Consider the following 19,953-nt stretch of genomic DNA (forward strand, 5'->3'; position numbering starts at 1 on the left):
TGACCGGCCGGTCAATGTTTGCCCGGCATCCAAACGGCACATGTACTGCGGCTCCGCTCACCTCGGGTTGTGCCGCCTGGCCCCCTATGGATGAGGAAAACTCCCCTATGCCCGAAAATCACAACGACGCCACCACCGAAACCGGAACCGTCGAAACCGCTGCAGAAGCCGCTGCCCCTGTAGCCGGCGCTGCCCCCGTCTTCACCGAGGCCGCCGCGCCCGCCGAGGAGACCTCCACCGCTCCTGCGGAGCCCGCCGCCACCAAGGCCGAGGAAGCTCCCGCTGCAGCCGAGGCCGCCAAGGCCGAAGAAGCTCCCGCAGCTCCCGCAGCCAAGGCTGAGGAAGACGAAGAAGAGGGCATCAAGTTCGCCGATCTCGGCATCGACGGCCGCGTCCTCGCCGCACTGCAGGATGTCGGCTACGAGAAGCCTTCCCCCATCCAGGCAGCAACCATCCCGCTGCTGCTTGAAGGCCGCGACGTCGTGGGCCTCGCCCAGACCGGCACCGGTAAGACTGCAGCATTCGCAGTACCGGCACTGTCCCGCCTGGCCGAGCTCCACGACCTCAACGGCCCGTCCCGCAAGACCCAGGCCCTGGTCCTGGCCCCGACCCGCGAGCTCGCGCTCCAGGTTGCCGAGGCCTTCACCTCTTACGCCAAGCACATCGATGACTTCACCGTCCTCCCCGTCTATGGCGGTTCCGCCTACGGCCCCCAGCTTGCCGGCCTGCGCCGCGGTGCCCAGGTTGTCGTCGGTACCCCGGGCCGTGTGATCGACCACATCTCCAAGGGGTCCCTGGACCTCTCCGAACTCCAGTATCTGGTGCTGGACGAGGCTGACGAAATGCTGCGAATGGGCTTCGCCGAAGACGTGGAGCAGATCTTCCAGCAGACCCCGTCGGACCGCCAGGTGGCACTGTTCTCCGCCACCATGCCGAGCCAGATCCGCCGCATGTCCAAGCAGTACCTGAACAACCCGGCCGAGATCTCGGTCAAGTCCAAGACCACCACCGGCGCCAACACCCGCCAGCGGTACCTGCAGGTCATGGGCCCGCACAAGCTCGACGCCCTGACCCGCATCCTCGAGGTTGAAGAGTTCGACGGCGTTATCGCCTTCGTGCGCACCAAGATGGCCACCGAGGACCTGGCTGACAAGCTGAAGGCGCGCGGTTTCCAGGCTGCCGCCATCAACGGCGACATCCCGCAGCAGCAGCGCGAACGCACTGTGGACGCGCTGAAGGAAGGCCGCATCGACATCCTGGTGGCCACCGACGTCGCGGCCCGCGGCCTTGACGTTGAGCGCATCAGCCACGTGGTCAACTACGACATCCCGCACGACACCGAGTCCTACGTCCACCGCATCGGCCGCACCGGCCGTGCAGGCCGTTCCGGCGACGCCATCCTGTTCATGACGCCGCGGGAGAAGTACCTGCTGCGTTCCATCGAGAAGGCCACCCGCCAGCCGGTGGAGCAGATGCACCTGCCCACGGCCGAGACCGTGAACACCCTGCGTCTGGGCAAGTTCGCCGAGCGCATCACGGAGACCCTTGAGTCCGAGGACGTTGCCGCGTTCCGCGACCTCATCTCCTCCTACGAGGAAGAGCACAACGTTCCGGCCTCGGAGATCGCTGCTGCACTCGCCGTCATGGCCCAGGGCGGACAGCCGCTGCTGGTCAAGGAACTGCCCGCGGCGCCTGAGTTCCAGAAGCGCGAGCGCTCCAAGGACGGCTTCGGCTCACGTGGACCGACCCGCACGCTCACCGAGGGCAACGCCACCTACCGGATCGCCGTCGGACGCCGCCAGCGCGTTATGCCGGGCTCCATCGTGGGCGCCATTGCCAACGAAGGCGGCATCTCCTCGGCTCAGATCGGCGGAATCGACATCCGCTCGGACCACTCCCTGGTGGAGCTTCCGGCGGACCTCAGCCCCGAGCAGCTGCGCGCCCTGTCCCGCACCCGGATCGGCGGCGAGCTGATCCACCTCGAGCTGGACAACGGCCGCAAGCCTTCCGGCGGCGGCGGTGAGCGTGGCGGTTACCAGGGCAACCGTGGCGGCGACCGCGGCGGTTACTCCGGCGGCGGAGACCGTGGCGGCAACTTCAAGGGCAACGGCGGGTTCAAGAAGGAATTCCGCAAGAGCGACGGCGAGCGTTCCTCCGCTGACCGCGGCGGCCGTTCGTATAGCGACCGTTCGGAGCGCAGTGTTGGCGCCGACAGCGGTGCCAACCGCGGCCAGGCCAGCGACTCCCGCTTCGGCGGCCACGGCGACGGCGCACGCAAGCCCCGCCACGGCAACGAAGGCGGACACCGCGATTTCAACCGCAAGGGCAAGTGGTAAGCCCTAGCACCACCAGGCACTGAGAACGGGCCGGCTGAATCAGCCGGCCCGTTCTTGGCTTAAGCGGCACCTTGTGTTCGCTTCGTCACATCGGCGCAGCGCGACGGCAGTGGCGGTCGCTGCGGAACCTCCTAAGGGCCGCTCAGGGCCCGGATTTCCGGGCTTTCCGGCGGATTTTCCCGCTTCGCGGACCCGTCCAGCCGCCGATTTGTTGGGAGCGGAATCTTCCGGTAGAGTATTTACTCGTTGCCCCCCTAGCTCAGTGGTAGAGCGCGTTCTTGGTAAGAACGAGGTCACCGGATCGATTCCGGTGGGGGGCTCTGAATGAGGGCCTGTGTCAAGGCGGTTTTTGACCGGCTTGACACAGGTTTTTCTCATTCGTGGCGGTGTAGCTCAGTTGGTTAGAGCGCACGACTCATAATCGTGAGGTCGGGAGATCGAGCCTCCCCACCGCTACAGGACAGGCCCCCGGATTCCTTGAGATTCCGGGGGCTTTTTTGTTTCACCCACTGGCCGTGTCCACTCAGCCCGGTACCGTGACAACCGGCCCTTTTCCCCGTAGCTTGGCAGCACCAGGCAGATGGGGATCTCGGTGGACTTAGAAACAATCATGCTTCCGTTCCAGTGGGTGGTTTCCATCGTCATGGTGGGCTTCCATGAGGGGCTCAGCGCCGTTGGCATGCCGGCGGCCGACGGCTGGACCTGGACGCTGTCCATCATCGGGCTGGTGCTGGTGATTCGTGCAGCCCTGATCCCCGTGTTCCTGAAGCAGCTCGACGCCCAGCGCCGGATGCGGCTGCTGCAGCCGGACCTGAAAAAGCTCCAGGACAAGTACAAGGGCAAAACCGACCAGCTCTCCCGCCAGGCCATGGCCCAGGAACAGATGGCGATGTACAAGAAGCACGGCACCAACCCGTTCTCTGCCTGCCTGCCCATGCTGATCCAGGTGCCGTTCTTCCTGGCCCTGTTCCAGGTGCTCTCCGGCATCAGCAGTGCAGCCCGCCAGAACGAAGGCGTCGGGGCCATGAGCCACGAGCAGGTGGTGCAGTTCGATCAGTCCAGCATCTTCGGCGCCCCGCTGTCGGCCGTACTCCTCCATGGCACGCCTCCGGGCGGCAATGTGGTTTCGGTATGGGTCCTTTCCATCCTGATGATCGTCACCATGACGGCGGCGCAGTTCATTGTGCAGAAGATGATCATGGCCAGAACCATGTCCGACGAGGCCATGGCGACTCCGTTCATGCGCCAGCAGAAAGCCATCCTCTACGTCCTGCCGGTCATCTTCGGCGCGGGCGGCATCGTGTTCCCCATCGGCGTCCTGATCTACTGGACCACCACCAACCTCTGGACCCTGGCCCAACAGTTCTTCGTCGACCGGCGGGCCACAGGCCAGGCCGAAGCGTGATCCTGCAGCTCCCGGCGTCGTAAGCCCACCGCGAGTGCGGTGCCGTTCCGGGCCTCGGTGGGACAGAATGGGTCAATGACGCGCATCGCAATCATCGGCGGCCACGGAAAAGTGGCTTTGGAACTGGCCAGGATCCTCGCGGCGGAAGGTGAGGACGTGACGTCCTTCTTCCGCAACCCGGACCATACGCAGGACGTAGCGGCGACGGGCGCCACGCCGTCGGTCCTGGACGTTGAACACACGACGACGGCGGAACTTGCCGCGGCACTCCGCGGCCAGGACGCGGTGGTTTGGTCCGCCGGCGCCGGCGGCGGCAACCCCAGCCGAACCTATGCGGTGGACCGGGACGCCGCCATCCGTTCGATGGACGCGGCTGCGGAGGCCGGCGTGGGACGCTACATCATGGTGTCCTACTTCGGTGCAGGACCCGACCACGGCGTACCCGCGGACAACAGCTTCCACGCCTACGCCGAGGCGAAGGCCGCCGCGGACCAGTACCTGCGCGGCACCGGCCTGGCCTGGACCATCCTGGGCCCCGGGTCACTGACCGACGGCCCGGGCAATGGCCTGATCGACGTCGACCCGGCCGACACCTCCGCAGGCACCGCCACCTCGCGCGCCAACGTTGCCCTCGTGACGGCGGCCGTCCTGGGGTTGCCGGACACCGCCGGCCGCACCATCGAATTCCGGGACGGCACCCTTCCTGTCGCCGCTGCACTGGAGCCCGCCACCTAAGCCGGGAGTAACACCCGCCCGCACCCGATATCGTGGAGGAGGCGCCTGCGCTTTCCAGGGGGCGCCTCCACTTCGGGGAAAGTGAGCATATGGACCAGCTGGCACTCATCATCGGACTCCTTCTTGCCACTGTGGTGGCGGTGGGTCTGGGGGACCGGCTCCGGCTGCCCTACCCGGTGCTCATGCTGATCCTGGCGGCATCGCTGACTTTCATTCCCGGCTTTCCGGAAATGGACATCGCGCCCGAGCTGATCCTGCCCATCTTCTTGCCCCCGCTCCTGTTCGCGACCGCCCAGCGCAGCTCGTGGGCCGTATTCCGGGTGCGCTGGCGCACGCTGGTCATGCTCGCCGTGGCCCTGGTGGTTGTGTCCACCGCCGCCGTGGCCGGGGCCGCCTGGCTCATGATCCCGGGAATCGGCATCCCTGCCGCCATCGCCCTGGGCGCCATGGTGGCCCCGCCGGACCCGGTTGCCGTGGAATCCGTGGCCGGCCGCGTCCACATGCCCCGCCGGCTCATCACCGTCCTGCAAAGCGAGGGCCTCTTCAACGACGCCGCCGCCATCGTCATTTTCCAGGCCGCGGTGGCCGCCGCCGTGTCCGGAAGCAGGATAGGACCCGACGTGGTCCTCAACTTCCTTGTGGGGGCCGCGGTCGCTGTGCTGGTCGGTATTGCCATGGGCTGGATCACGGCGCTCATCACGCGGCTCGTGGAGTCCCTGGTTGCCCGCAGCGCAGTCACGCTCGTGGTGCCGTTCGCGGCCTACATCCTCGCGGAAGAAGTGCACGCCTCAGGGGTGATCGCCGTCGTCGTCACCGCTTTGGAGATGAAACGGCACTCGCGGCCGCAGGACGCCGCCGAAAGAGTCACCCGGACTGCGTTCTGGGATGTGGTGGAACTCCTGGTGACCGGGCTGGCGTTCGGTCTGGTGGGGCTGGAAATCCGTCATGTCATCCATGATGAAGGCACCGAAATTTACGGCATGATCGGAACTGCGGTGGTGGTGTGCGTCATTGTTTTCGCCGTCCGGTTCCTGTGGCTTGCCCTGCTGGCCGCCTCGGCACGCAGGAGCAGCAATCTGCTGCAGCCTACCTCCGCCAAGGAGGTCCTGATCCTGACCTGGTGCGGCATGCGCGGCCTCGCCACGCTTGCGCTTGCCCTGGCCCTTCCCCTGACCTTGGCGGACGGCACGCCGTTCCCGGCCAGGGATCAGCTGCTGGTCATCGCCTGCGCGGTGCTGCTGGCCACCCTGGTGCTGCCGGGCCTGACGCTCCCGTGGCTGATGAAGGTCCTCAAGGCAACCGGTGACGGTTCGGAGGAACGCGATGCCGCCCGGGTGCTGGCCAAACGCGCGCAGCAGGCCGCCGTCGCCGCCTTGAAGGACAACGACCTCATGAAGGAGCTCCCGCCGGAGAAGGTGGCACTGGTCAAGGAGAAGATGACACGGCTGCACGCCGAGCTCCTGGACGGAAGCCTAAGAAACGAAAGCGTGGGGGAGAAGCGCAAGCGCGGCCGGGAACTCGCCATCGCCGTGCAGACCATTGCCCTTGATGCCGCCCGCCAGGAAGTGGTGGCGGCCCGGAACGAACCGGACATGGACCCGGAAGTGGCCGACCGCGTGCTCCGCCAACTGGACCTCCGCACCATGATCATGCCGGAGTAATTAGCGCGAACGGACAGTTGCGGCCCTTGAACAAGGGCCGCAACTGTCCGTTCGCGCTGATCCCGTTCGCGCTGATCCCGTTCGCGCTGATCCCGTTCGCGCTCAGCCCGTTCAAGCTGACTAGGCCGGCTCCGCGAGCTCCAGGTCCAGGGTGTTCTTCTCCACATAGTCCAGGGCGCACCGCACCGCACCAACGGTCACGATTGAGTCGCCCAAGGGGGAAACCGCCACGGTCGGGGGAGTGGCGGTGAACTCGTGCAGCCGTTCGGCGATCGGCTCCAGCAGCACCCCTGCCGAGTTCGCCACGGCTCCGCCGATGACCACCAGCTCTGGGTTGATCATGGTGGCCACGGCCCCGATGACCCTGGCCATCCTGTCAGCCAGCCGGTCGAGGATTTTCAGGGCAACCGCATCGCCGGCGGCGGCGGCGGCGAAAACGTGCTCCGCCTCGACGCCTTCGCGGGTGTGCTCACGGAGTGAGGTTTTGGCCTCGCCGGCAAGGGCGTCTGCGGCCCACCCCCTGGCCAGGGACGCGATGCCGAAGGTGTCGCCCACCCCTTCCACCATATCCAGGAATGCAAGCTCACCCGCACCGCCGCCGCGGCCGTGCAGCAGCCGGCCGCCGTCGATCACTCCGGAACCCAGGCGTTCACTGGCGAGGATGACCACGACGTCGTCCACGCCGGCGGCCGCGCCGCGCCAGCGGTCGCCCAGGGCGGCGAGGTTGGCGTCGTTTTCCAGCAGCACAGTCCATCCGCGCAGGTCCCGCAGCGCCGCCTTCAGGCCGACGTCGAACAGTCCCCAGAAGTGCTGGGTCACCAGCACGTCGCCGTTGCGGTCCACCGGGGCGGCGATGCCGGCGCAGACCGCGAGCACGGAGTCGGCGGAGGCCCCCACGCCGTGCAGGGCCATCATGGCGGTCCGGTCAATGACGGCGATCCGTTCTTCGGCCGAAATTTCGGCACCGGCGAACGGCTGGCTGGACCGGCCGAGGGCTTTGCCGCGGAGATCGGCCACCACCACCGTGGCCTTGGAGATGCCGACATCCATGCCCAGGACGTAGCCCGCGCGTTCGTTGAGCTCGAACCGGCGCGCCGGCCTGCCTTTCTGGTAGCCGCCAAAGGCCCGCTGGTTTTCCAGTTCCCTGATCCAGCCGCGCTGCATGAGGTCCTCGCACACGGAAATTGCGGTGGCCCGGGTGAGTCCGGTGGCTTCCATGACTTCCGTGACCGTCACCGCCTGCGAGGCGCGCATGAAATCCAGCACTGACCCGGCGCTCACGCGCCGCAACAGTTGGGGCGTTGCAGCAGTCATTTCAGACATGGTGTTGACCTCTCTGTGCTTTGCACCACATAATACTTGAGGAACTAAATTTAGATTCCATATAAACTCAGACCATGTGGACCGGACGGCCGCCGACCACTGGCTTTACTTCCAGCCCTTCACTCAGCCTTTTGCAAAGGAGCAACTGTGAACCGCATCCTGAAGCACTGCCCGCCCGGACCCCGGCACCGCCCCGGCCTCTCCCGCACGTCAGCCACTGCCCTGTGAACGCCGCTGTGCCCGCATCCGTGCTCAGCAGGCGTTCCCTGCTCCGGGCCGCCGGCCTGGCCGGCGCCGCGGCCATGTTTCCCCTCACGGGCTGCGCGTCATCCTCCGGCCCGCAGAACGGCGTCACCACCCTGCGCTTCATGCAGAACAAGCCCGAGGTGGTGGCCTACTTCAACCAGGTGATCAAGGACTTCGAGGCGCTGAACCCGGACATCCACGTGGTCCAGGACTTCAATGAGGGCAACTTCGTGCCCGGGCTGGTCCGCAACGATCCGCCGGATGTCGTGACCCGTGGCTTCGCGCAGGCCACCGCCGATTTCGTCCGGAAAGGGATCTTCGCCGACCTCTCGGACCTGCCAGTGGCCGCCAGCATCGACCCGAAGATGCAGGAGCTGATCAGTTCCTGGGGCCAGTACAACGGCACCGAGGTCAGCGCGTTGCCGTTTTCCCTGGCCGCGGCCGGGGTCATCTACAACCGCGACATCTTCGAGGCCCACGGCGTCTCCGTCCCCACCACGTGGAGCGGGTTCGTCGCGGTGTGCGAGACGTTCAAAGCCGCCGGGATCACGCCGATCTACGGCACGTTCAAGGACACGTGGACCCTCGCCCAGGGCATGTTCGACTATGTGTCCGGCGGCTCGCTGGACATTGCGGACTTCTTCACCCGGATCAACGCCAAGGGCGCCGGTATCAGCAGGGACGCGGCCGAGTCCTTCTCCAACAACTTCGGCCCGGCGCTGCCCAAGATGCTGCAGCTCGCCTCCTTCACCCAGAACGGAGCCGCCAGCAAGAACTACGCGGACGGCAACGCGGCGTTCGCCAAGGGCCAGGCGGCGATGTACCTGCAGGGCCCGTGGGCACTGTCCCAGCTCGTTTCAGCGAACAAGAACATCAGGCTCGGAAGCTTCCCGCTGCCGGTTACGGACAACCCCGGGGAAACCAAAGCCCGCGTGAACGTGGACATGGCGCTCTCCATCACGCGCAACACGCCGAACATGGCCGCGGCGCAGCGGTTCGTCAACTACCTGCTGGAGCCGTCCGTGGTGAACACGTTCAACGAAAAGAACGCTGCCTTCTCACCCCTCAAGGATGCTCCCGCCGTCAGCAACCCGCAGATCAGCGGCCTCGGCGAGTCGGTCAGGGAGGCGCGCTACTACCAGGGCGCGGCGACGTACTTCCCGCCGTCAGTGCCCCTGAACAACTACATCCAGTCCTTCGTGTACGGCAAGAACGGCGAGCAGTTCCTGTCAGCCCTCGACGACGAATGGCGCCGCGTTGCCGAGCGCACCGCAGTCTGATCCCACCCCGACTCCAGGAGTTCACATGACTACAACTTCCCGGGTGGCCCAGACAGCCCGTCCCGCAGAAGGCAAGGCCCCCGCATCAGCTTCCGCAGGCACCGGAACGTTCCGGTCCAAAAGCATGATCGAGCCCACGTACTACTGGATGGTGGTGCCTGTCCTGGCACTGTTCGCCTTCTTCATCACCCTGCCGGCACTCGTGGGCGTCTTCTTCAGCCTTACGAACTACGCCGGATACGGGGACTGGAAGTTCATCGGCCTGATGAACTACGTCAACATCTTCAAGGACCCGGCGGTACTCCAGTCCTATATCTTCACCTTCGTGTTCGCCCTGACCACCACGGTGGTGGTCAACGTCGTGGCGCTTGCCATTGCCTTGGGCCTCAACGCGAAAATCAAATGGCGCACCGGCATCCGCACCGTCTTCTTCATCCCCATGGTGCTGTCCGCGCTCATCGTCTCCTTCGTGTTCAACTACCTTTTCTCCAACACGCTTCCGGTGCTGGCGGAGCGGTACGGAATGACGCCGCTCGCCACCAGCATCCTGGCCAATGAAAACCTGGCCTGGATCGCCATCGTGGTGGTCACGGTCTGGCAGGCGGCTCCCGGCGCCACCATCATCTACCTGGCCGGGTTGCAGAGTGTGCCCTCCGAGGTCTACGAAGCCGCGGACCTGGACGGTGCCGGCAGTTTCCGGCAGTTCCTCAGCCTGACGCTGCCGCTGATCCTCGGCTACCTCGTGATCAACGTGATCCTCGGTTTCAAGGGCTTCCTGGGAACCTACGAGATCATCGTGGGCCTCACCGGCGGCGGTCCGGGCATGGCAACGCAGTCCGTGGCCATGCGCATCTTCTCCGGGTTCACGGGAGGCGACTACTCCTACCAGATGGCGAACGCGGTCATCTACTTCCTGATCACCCTGCTGATCTCCGTCATCCAGCTGCGCCTCATCCAGCGCCGGGGGGTTTCACTCTAATGACCGTTTCCACACATCCCCAGCCCATCACCGGAACCGCGGTGCGTACCGGCGCCACGTCCGGCACCCCGAGGAACCGAAAGTCCAGCCGCGAGGGCTTCAGGGTCAACTGGTGGCTTACCGCCCTGATGCTGGTGGCCTCGCTGACCGTCCTGCTGCCGCTCTACTTCACCGTGGCCATGGCACTCAAGTCCCCGGACCAGATCGGAACCGGCACAGGCCTCGCCTGGCCCAACCCGATGAACTGGGAGAACTTCGCCGCCGCCTACGTGGCCACCAACTTCCCGCGGGCCTTCATGTCCACCGCGTTTGTGACCGTGCTGAGCGTCCTCGGCTCCCTGGCCTGCAGTTCGCTGGTGGCCTACGCCATCGCGCGCAATTGGAACCACAGGTTTTTCCGGGGCTCGTTCGTCTACCTGCTCTCGGCAATGTTCATCCCGTTCCCGGTGATCATCCTTCCGCTCATCAAGCAGACAGCTCTCCTTGGCCTGGACAACCCGGCAGGTGTCGTGTTCCTGCACGTACTCGGCGGAATCTCGTTCAACACGCTGTTGTACATTGCCTTCGTGCGCTCCATTCCCGTGGAGCTGGAGGAGTCGGCCCGCATGGACGGCGCCACCACGTGGCAGGTGTTCCGCAAGATCATTTTTCCGCTGCTGGCTCCCATGAATGCGACGGTGGGGATCTTCGCCTTCCTTGGCTCCTGGAATGATTTCCTGCTGCCACAGATGATGATCGCGGATCCCGCACTGCAGACCCTCCCCGTGGTGCAGATGCTCTTCCAGGGCGAATTCAACACCAACTACAGCCTGGCCTTCGCGTCCTACCTGATGGCCATGGCGCCCACCCTGGTGGTTTACATCCTGGCCCAGCGTTGGGTACTGTCCGGAGTCATGCGCGGTGCAGTGAAGTAGCCCGGTGAAATAGGGCCCCGTCTATCCGGGCGCCCCTCGAGTTTTCCATTACCAAAAAACAACCAACCCAAGAAAAGGAATCTCCTTTGTCCACCACCGCCACTCTGGCAACCCTGTCCGATTCAAACCTCGCAGCCGATCCCAACTGGTGGCGCCAGGCGTCCGTGTACCAGATCTATCCGCGCAGCTTCTCGGATTCGAACGGTGACGGCCTGGGCGACATCAAGGGCATCACGGCCAAGGTGCCGTACCTGAAGGAACTGGGCATCGACGCCGTCTGGCTGAGCCCGTTCTACCCGTCCGCGCTCGCGGACGGCGGGTACGACGTTGACGATTACCGCAACGTGGACCCCAAGCTGGGCACCCTGGAGGACTTCGCCGAGATGTCCGCCGCACTGCACGCAGCCGGCATCAAGCTCATTGCGGACATCGTCCCCAACCACTCCTCCGACCGGCACGAATGGTTCAAGGAAGCCTTGGCCTCCCCGCGGGGGTCCGCTGCCCGCGAGCGCTACATCTTCCGGGACGGCCTGGGCAAGAACGGTGAGCTGCCGCCGTCGGACTGGGACTCCGTCTTCGGCGGTCCCGCCTGGGAGCGCATCACCGAACCTGACGGCACGCCCGGACAGTGGTACATGCACATCTTCGCGAAGGAACAGCCGGACCTGAACTGGTCCAACCGCGAGATCCGGGACGACTTCCTGAAGACGTTGCGCTTCTGGTCCGACCGCGGCGTGGACGGCTTCCGTGTGGACGTGGCGCACGCCCTGACCAAGGACCTCACCGAGCCGCTGCTCTCCAAGGTCGAGCTGACCGAGGCCAACACCGGTACTGACGGATTCCCTGACGGCTCGCACCCGTTCTGGGACCGCGACGAGGTCCACGAGATCTACGCCGAATGGCGCGAGGTGTTCAACGAATACAACCCGCCGCGCACCGCCGTCGCCGAAGCCTGGGTGCACGCCACCCGCCGCGCCCGCTACGCCAGCCCGCAGGGCCTGGGCCAGGCCTTCAACTTCGACCTGCTGCAGGCCGATTTTGATGCCGAGGAGTTCCGGGAAATTATCACCCGGAACCTGGCCGAGGCGACGGCAACCGGGGCGTCCTCCACCTGGGTTTTCTCCAACCACGACGTCGTCCGGCACGCCACCCGCTACGGCCTGCCGAAGGGCGGCGGGGTCCACGCCAAGGGCCAGGACGGCAAGGGCTGGCTGCTGGCCGGCGCCCCGGCCGAGGAACTGGACGTTGAACTTGGCCTGCGCCGCGCCCGTGCGGCCAGCCTGCTGATGCTGGCCCTCCCGGGCTCGGCCTACCTGTACCAGGGCGAGGAACTCGGCCTGCAGGAAGTGGGCGAGATTCCCGACGCCGAGCGCCAGGACCCGTCGTTCTTCCGCAACAAGGGCGTGGAGATCGGCCGCGACGGCTGCCGCGTGCCGCTGCCGTGGTCTGCTGAGGGAACGTCATTCGGTTTCGGCACGGGCGACGCCCATCTGCCGCAGCCGGAATGGTTCAGCCGCTACGCCGTGGACGCCCAGGACGGCGTCGAGGGTTCCACCCTGGAGCTCTACCGCAAGGCACTGAAGCTGCGCCGCGAACTGCAGACTGCGGAAGAGCTGGAATGGGTGGAAACGGGCAACTCCCAGGTGCTGCACTTCAGCCGCCACGGCGGCTGGCAGTCCGTGACCAACTTCGGCTCGGAGCCGGTGGAGCTTCCGGCCGGCGAGGTCCTGCTCGGCAGCGGCCCGCTGGAAGCCGGCAAGCTGCCCGCCAACACCACGGTCTGGCTGCGGTAAGGCCGGTGCCGGACAGCATCCGCTAGCTCCACAACAATCCGTCCCGGTGGCGGTGCCCGGGCAGGGCACCGCCGCCGGGCTTTTTGCTGCTGTGCCTAAGCCGGATCCAATGAAAGAGTGACGACATGACTACACCATCTCTAAACCAGGACCTGAACCGTACCCAGGAACTGATCTATGGCTGCATGGGGCTGGGTGGCAGCTGGTCCGCCGAGCCGTATGCGTCCGAACATGTGGGCCAGGCGGACGCCGCCATCAACGCCGCGCTGGATTCCGGCATCACGCTGTTCGACCATGCTGACATCTACCGGGGCGGCAAGTCGGAGGCCGTCTTCGGTGAGGTCCTCGCGATTACGCCGGGTCTGCGGGAACGAATCCGGCTGCAGACCAAGTGCGGCATCCGGCTCAACGAGCAGGGGCTCGAGACGCACTACGACCTGAGCCGTGACGGCATCCTCGAACGGGTCAACGGCAGCCTGAAGCGGCTGAAGACCGAGTACGTGGATGTCCTCATGCTGCACCGCCCCGACCCGCTGGCGGACCCCGCCGAGGTGGCGTCCGCAGTCGGGCAGCTGATGCAGGAAGGCAAAGTGCGGCAGGTCGGTGTGTCCAACATGTCCGCCCAGCAGATCGAGGTGCTGCAGGACCACCTGGAAACGCCCGTGGTCGCCAACCAGCTGGAAATGAGCCTGCTGAAACGGGCCTGGCTGGAAAGCACGGTGCTGGTCAACCATGCCGAGGCGCTGGACCACAGCTTCCCGCACGGCACCCTTGAGTTTTGCGGCCGGCAGGGGATCACCCTGCAGGCCTACGGGGCGCTGGCACGGGGCCACTACACCGGCGCCCCACCGGAAAGCCCGACGCCGGCAGAGGCCGCTACAGCGGCGCTTGTCGCTGAGATGGCGAAGGCGAAGGGAACCACCCGGGAAGCCATCCTCCTCGGGTGGCTCATGCGGCACCCCGCCGGGATCGCTCCGGTAATCGGCACGGCCAACCCGGACCGGATCCGTGCCTGCGCCGGAGCGGCCCATGTTGCCGCTGCCATGACCCGCGCCGAGTGGTACCGGCTGTGGGTCACAGCCCGCGGGAGCAACATCCCCTAACGCCCGGCCCGCCAAGCGTCCGCTTAACTCAACTAGGTCGCAGTAGATGTCGTTATGAGCGCTCAAAACGACATTAACTGCGACCTAGTTGGGCTGGCGTACCTACAGCGGCGCCACCACCGAGTACGTGGTGGAGTCGCCCTTCAGGGCCTGGCTCTGTTTGCCGTCCACGCCCACCGGAATGTCGCCGGCAATGGTCACCCGGTTGAGCTTGCGGGGCTGGCCGTCGTAGTTGTCCGGGGCGTAGTGCTGGGTGATGCGGTTGTCGAACAGGACCAGCTGGTTCGGCTCCCAGTTCACCCGCACCACGTTCTCCGGGCGGGTAACGTAGGCCTGCAGCAGCCGGATGATGTCCTTCGATTCGGTGTTGGACAGTCCCACGATCCGCAGCCGCTGCGCGAAGCCCCCAATGAACAATCCGCGCTCGCCGGTCAGCGGGTGCACCCGGACCACCGGGTGGGCCGTTTCGAACTTCAGCCGGGTGAACTCCTTGCGACGCTCCTCCGCGTTCTGGTGTTCCAGGTTCTTGGGCACCGAATAGTCGTAGTCGTTGGTGTGGATGGCCCAGAGGGTGTCCGCGAAGTTCCGCAGTTCATCGGGCAGGTCGGCGTAGGCCCCGGCCGAAGACGCGATCAGGGTTTCCCCGCCGTAGGCCGGCAGGTCGATGCTGCGCAGCGTGGATGCCTGCGGCGGGTTCACCACGAACGTGACGTCCGTGTGCCAGTTGTTGGCGGAGCCGTTCTCGCTGTCCACCGGAAGGACGTTCTCCTCGCCCTCGACGGAGGCCACGGTGGGGTGCGCCTTCGTGAGCGGGCCGAAGTGGCTGGCGAACTTCACCTGCTCCTCGTCCGTGCGGATGTTCGCTTCGCGGAACACCAGGGCCTTGTGCTCGTTCAGGGCCTCACGGATCCGGGCCACGGTGTCCACGGAGAGGTCCCCGCTGAGGTCCAGGCCGCGGATTTCAGCCCCGATGCGGGATCCCAGTTTGGCGAATTCGAGCTTGGTTTCGGTGATGGTGGTCATTGCTTTTTCCTTACTGGTTGATGGTGCGGATAGGTTGTGCTGGTGAAGCGGTCAGTTGCCGGCCCCGACGGCGGTGCGCCAGCGGGAGAAGTGCCGCTCCAGGGCGACGAGCAGGACGTTGACGGCCAGCCCCAGGACGGAGACGGTGAGGATGCCGGCGTACATGTCCGGGATGAGGAAGCTCATCTGCGAATTGACGATCAGGTAACCGAGCCCGGCCTTGGCGCCCACCATTTCGGCGGCGATCAGCACCAGGATGGAGGATGTGCCGGCCATCCGGATGCCCGTGAAGATGGTGGGCACCGCCGAGGGCAGGATGACCTTCTGGAAGAGCCGGAAACTGTTCAGCCCCAGCGACCTTGCGGCCCGGATCAGCAGCGGATCCACGGTCCGGACGCCGGCGATGGTGTTCAGGAGCACCGGGAAGAACGCCGCGTAGGCCACGATGGTGATCTTCGATTCCTCGCCGATGCCCAGCAGCAGCGTGAACACCGGCAGCAGCGCCAACGTGGCCGTATTGCGGAACAGCTCCAGCAGCGGGTTCAGGAACGAGCTCAGCCAGCCGTACCAGGCGATCAGCAGCCCGAGCACCACGGCGGACACCACGGCGATGCTGAAACCGGAGACGGAGCGCGTGAGGCTTGCCTGCAGGTGGTTCTGCAGCTGCCCGGTCTCCACCAGCTTCACGCCGGCCGCGATGACCTCGTGCAGCGGCGGCAGGAACACCCTGGTGGAGGGGCTGGCCAGGTAGGTCGGGCCCAGTTCCCACAGCGCGAGGAACAGCAGCACGGCGAGGGATTTCCAGCCGGCCCGTCCGGCGAGGCCGGCCATGGCAGCGAACCTGCCTGCCGGCGTCGGGCGCTGTCCGCTGTCCGGACCGGTGCCGGTCTGGGCGGAAGGTTCGACGGCGGCAGCCGCCTCTGGCGGTCTGGTCAACACAGCGCTCATCAGGCAGCGCTCCTTTCCTTGGGTTGTTCGTCGGGGGCCGTACCGTCGGGCAGGATCTTGCGGTGTCCGGAGCCCTGGGCGAGCCGGACCTCGTCGTGCAGGAGGGACCAGACCTGGTGCCGGTGTTCCACGAACGCCGGGTGGGACCGCACATCGTCGTCCCCGTCGCGGTCCGGGATGTTGATGTCCACGATTTCCTTGAGCCGGCCGGGGCGGGCGCTGAGCACGGCCACGCGCTGGCCCAGATACACGGCCTCGTCGATTCCGTGGGTAATGAAGACGATGGTTTTGCCCGTGGCCTTCCAGATCCGCAGCAGCTCGTCCTGGAGCTGCTCGCGGGTCTGGGCGTCCAGGGCGGCAAACGGTTCGTCCATCAGGAGGATGTCCGGCTCATAGGCGAGGCTTCTGGCGATGGCCACGCGCTGCTTCATACCGCCGGACAGTTCGTGCGGATAGCGGTCCTCGAAGCCCGCCAGCCCCACCAAATCCAGGAATTCGCTGGCCTTGGCGGCCCGTTCCTTCCGCGACAGGCCGGAGTTTTCCAGCCCGATGGAGACGTTGGCCGACGCCGTCCGCCAGGGGAAGAGCGCGTACTGCTGGAAGACGACGGCACGGTCCTGGCCCGGACCGGTCACTTCCTTGCCGTCCACCAGGACGCTTCCCGAGCTGGGCCGGGAGAGGCCGGCCAGCAGGTCCAGCAGCGTGGTCTTGCCGGAGCCGCTGGGCCCGACGAGTGTGAGGAACTCTCCGGCAGCGACGTCCAGGCTGAGGTCGTCCAGGGCCGTCAGCACGGACGGCCCGGCCTGGTTCCGGGTGGCTTTGCCCTGGCGCACCGCGAATTCCTTGGTGACGTTCCGGAGGCTGATTTTCGGCGTCATGGTTGTCCTTTCGTGTTACTGGTGGAGGCGCCGGAAGCCGCACCGGTGCCGGTTGCCAGGCTGTTGAACTCGTTCGTGTAGAGCTTGGGCAGGTCCAGGGCGCCGTCGATGATCCCGGCCGAAGTGAGGTAGTCGCTCCACAGGGTGAAGTCCTTGTCCTGGATGCGGCCACCCGGCGAAGCAACCCCCACGCTCTTCCAGTACTTCAGGGCTTCGCTGGATTCGTTGCGGCCGCGCTTGGCGATGATCTCTTCGAACCTCGCGATGACTTCCTCGCGGGGTGTGCTGCGTTCCCATTCGATGGCCTTGGCGATGCCGGTCACGAGCTTCCGGCTGGTCTCCGGGTTGGCGGCCAGGAAGTCCTTGCGGAGGACGTACTGGCCGGCGTCGAAGGGTCCGCCGATCACACCGACGTCGGTGAACAGGGCGCGGACGCCGCCTTCCGCGAGCGCCCGGTCCTGCAGCACCCCGCCGAGGGTGCCGGCGTCCACCTGCTTCTTGCGCAGCGCCTGTTCGGTTTCGTTGGGCGGCACCACCACCAGTTGCACCTGCTTGATCTCCTCCGGCGACAGGCCGCTGTTCTTGAGGAAGGTGGAGATGACTGCTTCGTGGTGGGCTCCCAGCGTGTTGACGGCCACCTTCTTGCCGATCAGGTCCCGGGCGGTGCGGACGGGGCTGCCTTCCAGCACGTAGTAGCCTGTGAAGGTTTTGTCGTCCTCGCCGTAGTAGTTGATGACGGCCTGGACGGGGGCGCCGGCCTCGATCAGCTTGATCACCGCGCCGGTGAAGGCACCGCCGATGTCCGTCTGGCTGGTGGCGACGGACTGGATGCTCTGCGGGCCGCTGGTGGTGTTGCTGACCCATTCGAGCGTGATGTCCTCGAGGAAGCCCAGGTCCTGGGCGAGTTCGGGCAGGGACACGTTGTTGGGCGAGCCCTGGTACCGCACCGTCTTCACTTCTTCACCGGCAGGCTTGTCGGCTGTACTCGCCCCGGTGGCACTTCCACCGCAGCCCGTGGCCGTGAGGACGATCGCGGCTGCTGCTCCGAAGGCGGATGCCAGGACGGTGCGGCGGGGGAGGATGACCCTTCCCGTGGCGGCGCTCATCCGGTCACCAGCTGGTTGAACTCGTTGGTGTAGAGCTTCTTCGGATCAAGCTCGCCCTGGACGATCCCGGTGTCCTTGAGCCACTTGCCCCAGCGGGTGAAATCCTCGTCCTTGATCTCGCCCTTGGCCGGAACGCCCACGCTCTTCCAGTACTGCAGGGCCGCCGGGTTCTCGTTGCGTCCGCGTTCCTGCAGGATCTTGGTGAACCGGGCGATCACTTCCTCCCGCGGTGTGGTCCGTTCCCACTCGATGGCCTTGGCCACCCCGGTGGTGAACGTCCGGGTGGTGTTGGGGTTCTTGGCGATGAAGTCGGTGCGCAGCACGTAGGGGCCGCCGGCGAAGGTGCCGAACAGTTCGGCGTCGCTGAACACCGAGCGCAGTCCGCCGTTGGCGATTGCCTTGTCCTGGAGGACGCCGCCCAGTGAACCGGCGTCCACCTGGCCGCGGCGGATGGCTTCCTCGGTGTCGTTGGGCGGGACCACCACCAGCTGAACCTGCTTGATTTCCTCGGCGCTGAGGCCGTTCTTCTGCAGGTACGTGTTGATGACGGCGTCCGAGTGTGCGCCCAGGGTGTTCACAGCGATTTTCTTGCCGATGAAGTCCCTGGCGGTGCGGATGGGGCTGTCTTCCTTGACGTAGAAGCCGTTGAACGTCTTCTCGTCCTCGCCGTAGTAGTTGATGACGGCTTTCACCGGGGCTCCGGCTTCCACGAGCTTCACTACCGCTCCGGCGAACGCACCGCCGAAGTCCGTCTGGCCGGTGGCTGCCGACTGGATGTCCTGCGGGCCGCTGATGGTGTTGCCCACCCAGTTGAGCTTGACGTCACCGAAGTAGCCGAGGTCCTCTGCCAGCTCGGGGAGTGTCACGGTGTTGGCCCAGCCCTGGTAGCGGAGCTCCTTCACCTCCGTGGCACCGGAGGCAGCACCTCCGCCGGCTTCTGCCGCACCGCCGCAGCCCGACACCGTCATCGCGATGACGACGGCGGCCGCGGCACTCATGATGGTCAGGTGTCGTTTCATTCGGGGTTCCTTTGTAAAGCATTGGGGTAAGTGATGGGGAGAATCGGCGGGTTGTTTGCCTGCCGCTGGAACGATGTAAGCGCACCTTTCCGGTCAGGAAAAGCGCCATTGTCACGCCGGGAAACCCGCGGAAACGAGCGGAAACAGGAGGAAATGGCGGGTCACAAGACGCTCCGTTTCGCCCGGTAACGGCCCGTGAAGGAGTTTGACGCGCGGTCAACGCCGGATTTTGGTCGTATTGTTCGCGGCATTGTTCCGAGGGCGGGCGGCTGTTACTTAGCGTTTGTGCGTACCGGGCGGATACGGTAGATGCATGACCTCTACCTCCGCCGCCGTCGAGACTGTACGGCCCGAACGTAATATCCCCGCCGAAATTGCCCGTTCGTGGCTTTTGGTGAACGCTATGAAGCCCGAGCTTTTTGACGTCTCGGCCGTGTCGCGCGCGGACTCGATCATCCTGGACATCGAAGATGCCGTGGACCCGTCGCAGAAGGACACCGCCCGCGAGCACGTGGTCAACTGGCTCACCGCCGGCGGCCAGGCCTGGGTCCGGATCAACGACGCCACCAGCCCGTTCTGGGCCGCAGACCTCGCCGGGCTGCGCGGCACCCCCGGACTGCTTGGCGTCATGCTGGCCAAGACCGAATCCGCGGACCAGGTCACCGAGTCCTTCCACCGCATGGACGGCAAGACCCCCGTGATTCCGCTGGTCGAATCCGCCATCGGCATCGAGGAAGCCAACAACATCGCCAAGGCCCAGGGCGCGTTCCGCCTGGCCTTCGGCTCCGGCGACTTCCGCCGCGACACCGGCATGGCGGCCACCGCCGAGGCCATGGCCTACCCGCGGGCCAAGCTGGTTGTCGCCAGCCGCGTGGGCAACCTCCCGGGCCCCATCGACGGCCCCACCGTGGGCACCAACCACCCGATCCTGCGCGAGCAGACCGGGATCACCGTGATGATGGGCATGACCGGCAAGCTCTGCCTGGCCATCGACCAGACCAACGTCATCAACGAGGTCATCAGCCCCACACCGTCCGACGTCGCCTGGGCCACGGACTTCATGGCCGACTTCGAAGCCAACGGCCGTGTGATCCGTGACGGCTCCGACCTGCCCCGCCTCGGCCGCGCAGAAAAGATCATGAAGCTCGCGGTAGCATTCGGCGTGCAGCCGGCGCTCTAGCGTCCCCTCAGCAAGATCCAAGGA

16 protein-coding genes and 2 tRNA genes are annotated in these 19,953 nt (G+C 65.9%); 12 read left to right on the forward strand and 6 right to left on the reverse strand.

Going from position 1 to position 19,953, the window contains the following annotated elements:
- Nucleotides 1–107 precede the first annotated feature (107 nt).
- The 6 genes from J2805_RS04530 to J2805_RS04555 all read left to right on the forward strand — a co-directional run bounded on the left by J2805_RS04530 (nucleotide 108) and on the right by J2805_RS04555 (nucleotide 6,137).
- Nucleotides 108–2,336, forward strand: a complete 2,229-nt coding sequence (locus J2805_RS04530) for a DEAD/DEAH box helicase (RefSeq protein ID WP_309969853.1) — start codon at nucleotides 108–110, stop codon at nucleotides 2,334–2,336.
- A gap of 248 nt (nucleotides 2,337–2,584) precedes the next feature.
- A tRNA-Thr gene (locus J2805_RS04535) sits at nucleotides 2,585–2,656 on the forward strand.
- A 62-nt stretch (nucleotides 2,657–2,718) separates the two neighbouring features.
- Nucleotides 2,719–2,792: transfer RNA gene (locus tag J2805_RS04540), tRNA-Met, on the forward strand.
- A gap of 124 nt (nucleotides 2,793–2,916) precedes the next feature.
- Nucleotides 2,917–3,741 (forward strand): membrane protein insertase YidC, encoded by an 825-nt coding sequence (yidC, locus tag J2805_RS04545; protein ID WP_396134214.1) that lies wholly within the window; start codon nucleotides 2,917–2,919, stop codon nucleotides 3,739–3,741.
- A 75-nt stretch (nucleotides 3,742–3,816) separates the two neighbouring features.
- On the forward strand, nucleotides 3,817–4,476 hold the full coding sequence (locus J2805_RS04550) for an SDR family oxidoreductase (RefSeq protein WP_309969859.1): 660 nt from the start codon (nucleotides 3,817–3,819) through the stop codon (nucleotides 4,474–4,476).
- A gap of 89 nt (nucleotides 4,477–4,565) precedes the next feature.
- Nucleotides 4,566–6,137: a Na+/H+ antiporter gene (locus tag J2805_RS04555; protein ID WP_309969862.1), complete on the forward strand. Its 1,572-nt coding sequence runs from the start codon at nucleotides 4,566–4,568 to the stop codon at nucleotides 6,135–6,137.
- A 120-nt stretch (nucleotides 6,138–6,257) separates the two neighbouring features.
- Here the strand turns inward: J2805_RS04555 and J2805_RS04560 are convergent, their stop codons facing one another.
- Nucleotides 6,258–7,460: an ROK family protein gene (locus tag J2805_RS04560; RefSeq protein ID WP_309969865.1), complete on the reverse strand. Its 1,203-nt coding sequence runs from the start codon at nucleotides 7,458–7,460 to the stop codon at nucleotides 6,258–6,260.
- 224 nt (nucleotides 7,461–7,684) lie between these two features.
- Here J2805_RS04560 and J2805_RS04565 point away from each other — a divergent pair, with 224 nt between their 5' ends.
- The 5 genes from J2805_RS04565 to J2805_RS04585 all read left to right on the forward strand — a co-directional run bounded on the left by J2805_RS04565 (nucleotide 7,685) and on the right by J2805_RS04585 (nucleotide 13,775).
- The gene (locus tag J2805_RS04565) at nucleotides 7,685–8,986 is read left to right on the forward strand and encodes an ABC transporter substrate-binding protein (protein ID WP_309969868.1); all 1,302 of its coding nucleotides are present in this window, start codon (nucleotides 7,685–7,687) and stop codon (nucleotides 8,984–8,986) included.
- Nucleotides 8,987–9,011: 25 nt separating this feature from the next.
- On the forward strand, nucleotides 9,012–9,965 hold the full coding sequence (locus J2805_RS04570) for a carbohydrate ABC transporter permease (protein WP_309969871.1): 954 nt from the start codon (nucleotides 9,012–9,014) through the stop codon (nucleotides 9,963–9,965).
- Entirely contained in the window at nucleotides 9,965–10,879 is a 915-nt protein-coding gene (locus J2805_RS04575; RefSeq protein ID WP_396134215.1) for a carbohydrate ABC transporter permease, read from the forward strand. Before J2805_RS04570 ends, J2805_RS04575 begins: the two co-directional genes overlap by 1 nt.
- An 86-nt stretch (nucleotides 10,880–10,965) precedes the next feature.
- Nucleotides 10,966–12,672 (forward strand): glycoside hydrolase family 13 protein, encoded by a 1,707-nt coding sequence (locus tag J2805_RS04580; RefSeq protein ID WP_309969874.1) that lies wholly within the window; start codon nucleotides 10,966–10,968, stop codon nucleotides 12,670–12,672.
- A 125-nt stretch (nucleotides 12,673–12,797) separates the two neighbouring features.
- Entirely contained in the window at nucleotides 12,798–13,775 is a 978-nt protein-coding gene (locus J2805_RS04585) for an aldo/keto reductase (protein WP_309969877.1), read from the forward strand.
- Nucleotides 13,776–13,877: 102 nt separating this feature from the next.
- On the opposite strand, the gene J2805_RS04590 is transcribed toward J2805_RS04585, so the two are convergent.
- From J2805_RS04590 to J2805_RS04610, 5 genes are read right to left on the reverse strand one after another with little or no spacing between them, the layout of a single operon-like run.
- Nucleotides 13,878–14,798 (reverse strand): TauD/TfdA dioxygenase family protein, encoded by a 921-nt coding sequence (locus tag J2805_RS04590; protein WP_309969880.1) that lies wholly within the window; start codon nucleotides 14,796–14,798, stop codon nucleotides 13,878–13,880.
- A 51-nt stretch (nucleotides 14,799–14,849) separates the two neighbouring features.
- The gene (locus J2805_RS04595) at nucleotides 14,850–15,746 is read right to left on the reverse strand and encodes an ABC transporter permease (protein ID WP_309969882.1); all 897 of its coding nucleotides are present in this window, start codon (nucleotides 15,744–15,746) and stop codon (nucleotides 14,850–14,852) included.
- On the reverse strand, nucleotides 15,746–16,624 hold the full coding sequence (locus J2805_RS04600) for an ABC transporter ATP-binding protein (protein WP_309969886.1): 879 nt from the start codon (nucleotides 16,622–16,624) through the stop codon (nucleotides 15,746–15,748). The genes J2805_RS04595 and J2805_RS04600 overlap by 1 nt, the downstream gene beginning before the upstream one ends.
- Entirely contained in the window at nucleotides 16,621–17,730 is a 1,110-nt protein-coding gene (locus tag J2805_RS04605; RefSeq protein WP_309969890.1) for an ABC transporter substrate-binding protein, read from the reverse strand. Before J2805_RS04605 ends, J2805_RS04600 begins: the two co-directional genes overlap by 4 nt.
- Nucleotides 17,727–18,749 carry an ABC transporter substrate-binding protein gene (locus J2805_RS04610; RefSeq protein ID WP_309969894.1) on the reverse strand — a complete coding sequence of 341 codons (1,023 nt, stop codon included), beginning with the start codon at nucleotides 18,747–18,749 and terminating at the stop codon, nucleotides 17,727–17,729. Before J2805_RS04610 ends, J2805_RS04605 begins: the two co-directional genes overlap by 4 nt.
- Nucleotides 18,750–19,062: 313 nt before the next feature.
- Here J2805_RS04610 and J2805_RS04615 point away from each other — a divergent pair, with 313 nt between their 5' ends.
- Nucleotides 19,063–19,929 carry an HpcH/HpaI aldolase/citrate lyase family protein gene (locus J2805_RS04615; RefSeq protein WP_309969901.1) on the forward strand — a complete coding sequence of 289 codons (867 nt, stop codon included), beginning with the start codon at nucleotides 19,063–19,065 and terminating at the stop codon, nucleotides 19,927–19,929.
- Nucleotides 19,930–19,953: the final 24 nt, after the last annotated feature.

Origin of the sequence: Arthrobacter oryzae, from assembly GCF_031454875.1 — a bacterium.
Taxonomy (GTDB): Bacteria; Actinomycetota; Actinomycetes; order Actinomycetales; family Micrococcaceae; genus Arthrobacter; species Arthrobacter oryzae_D.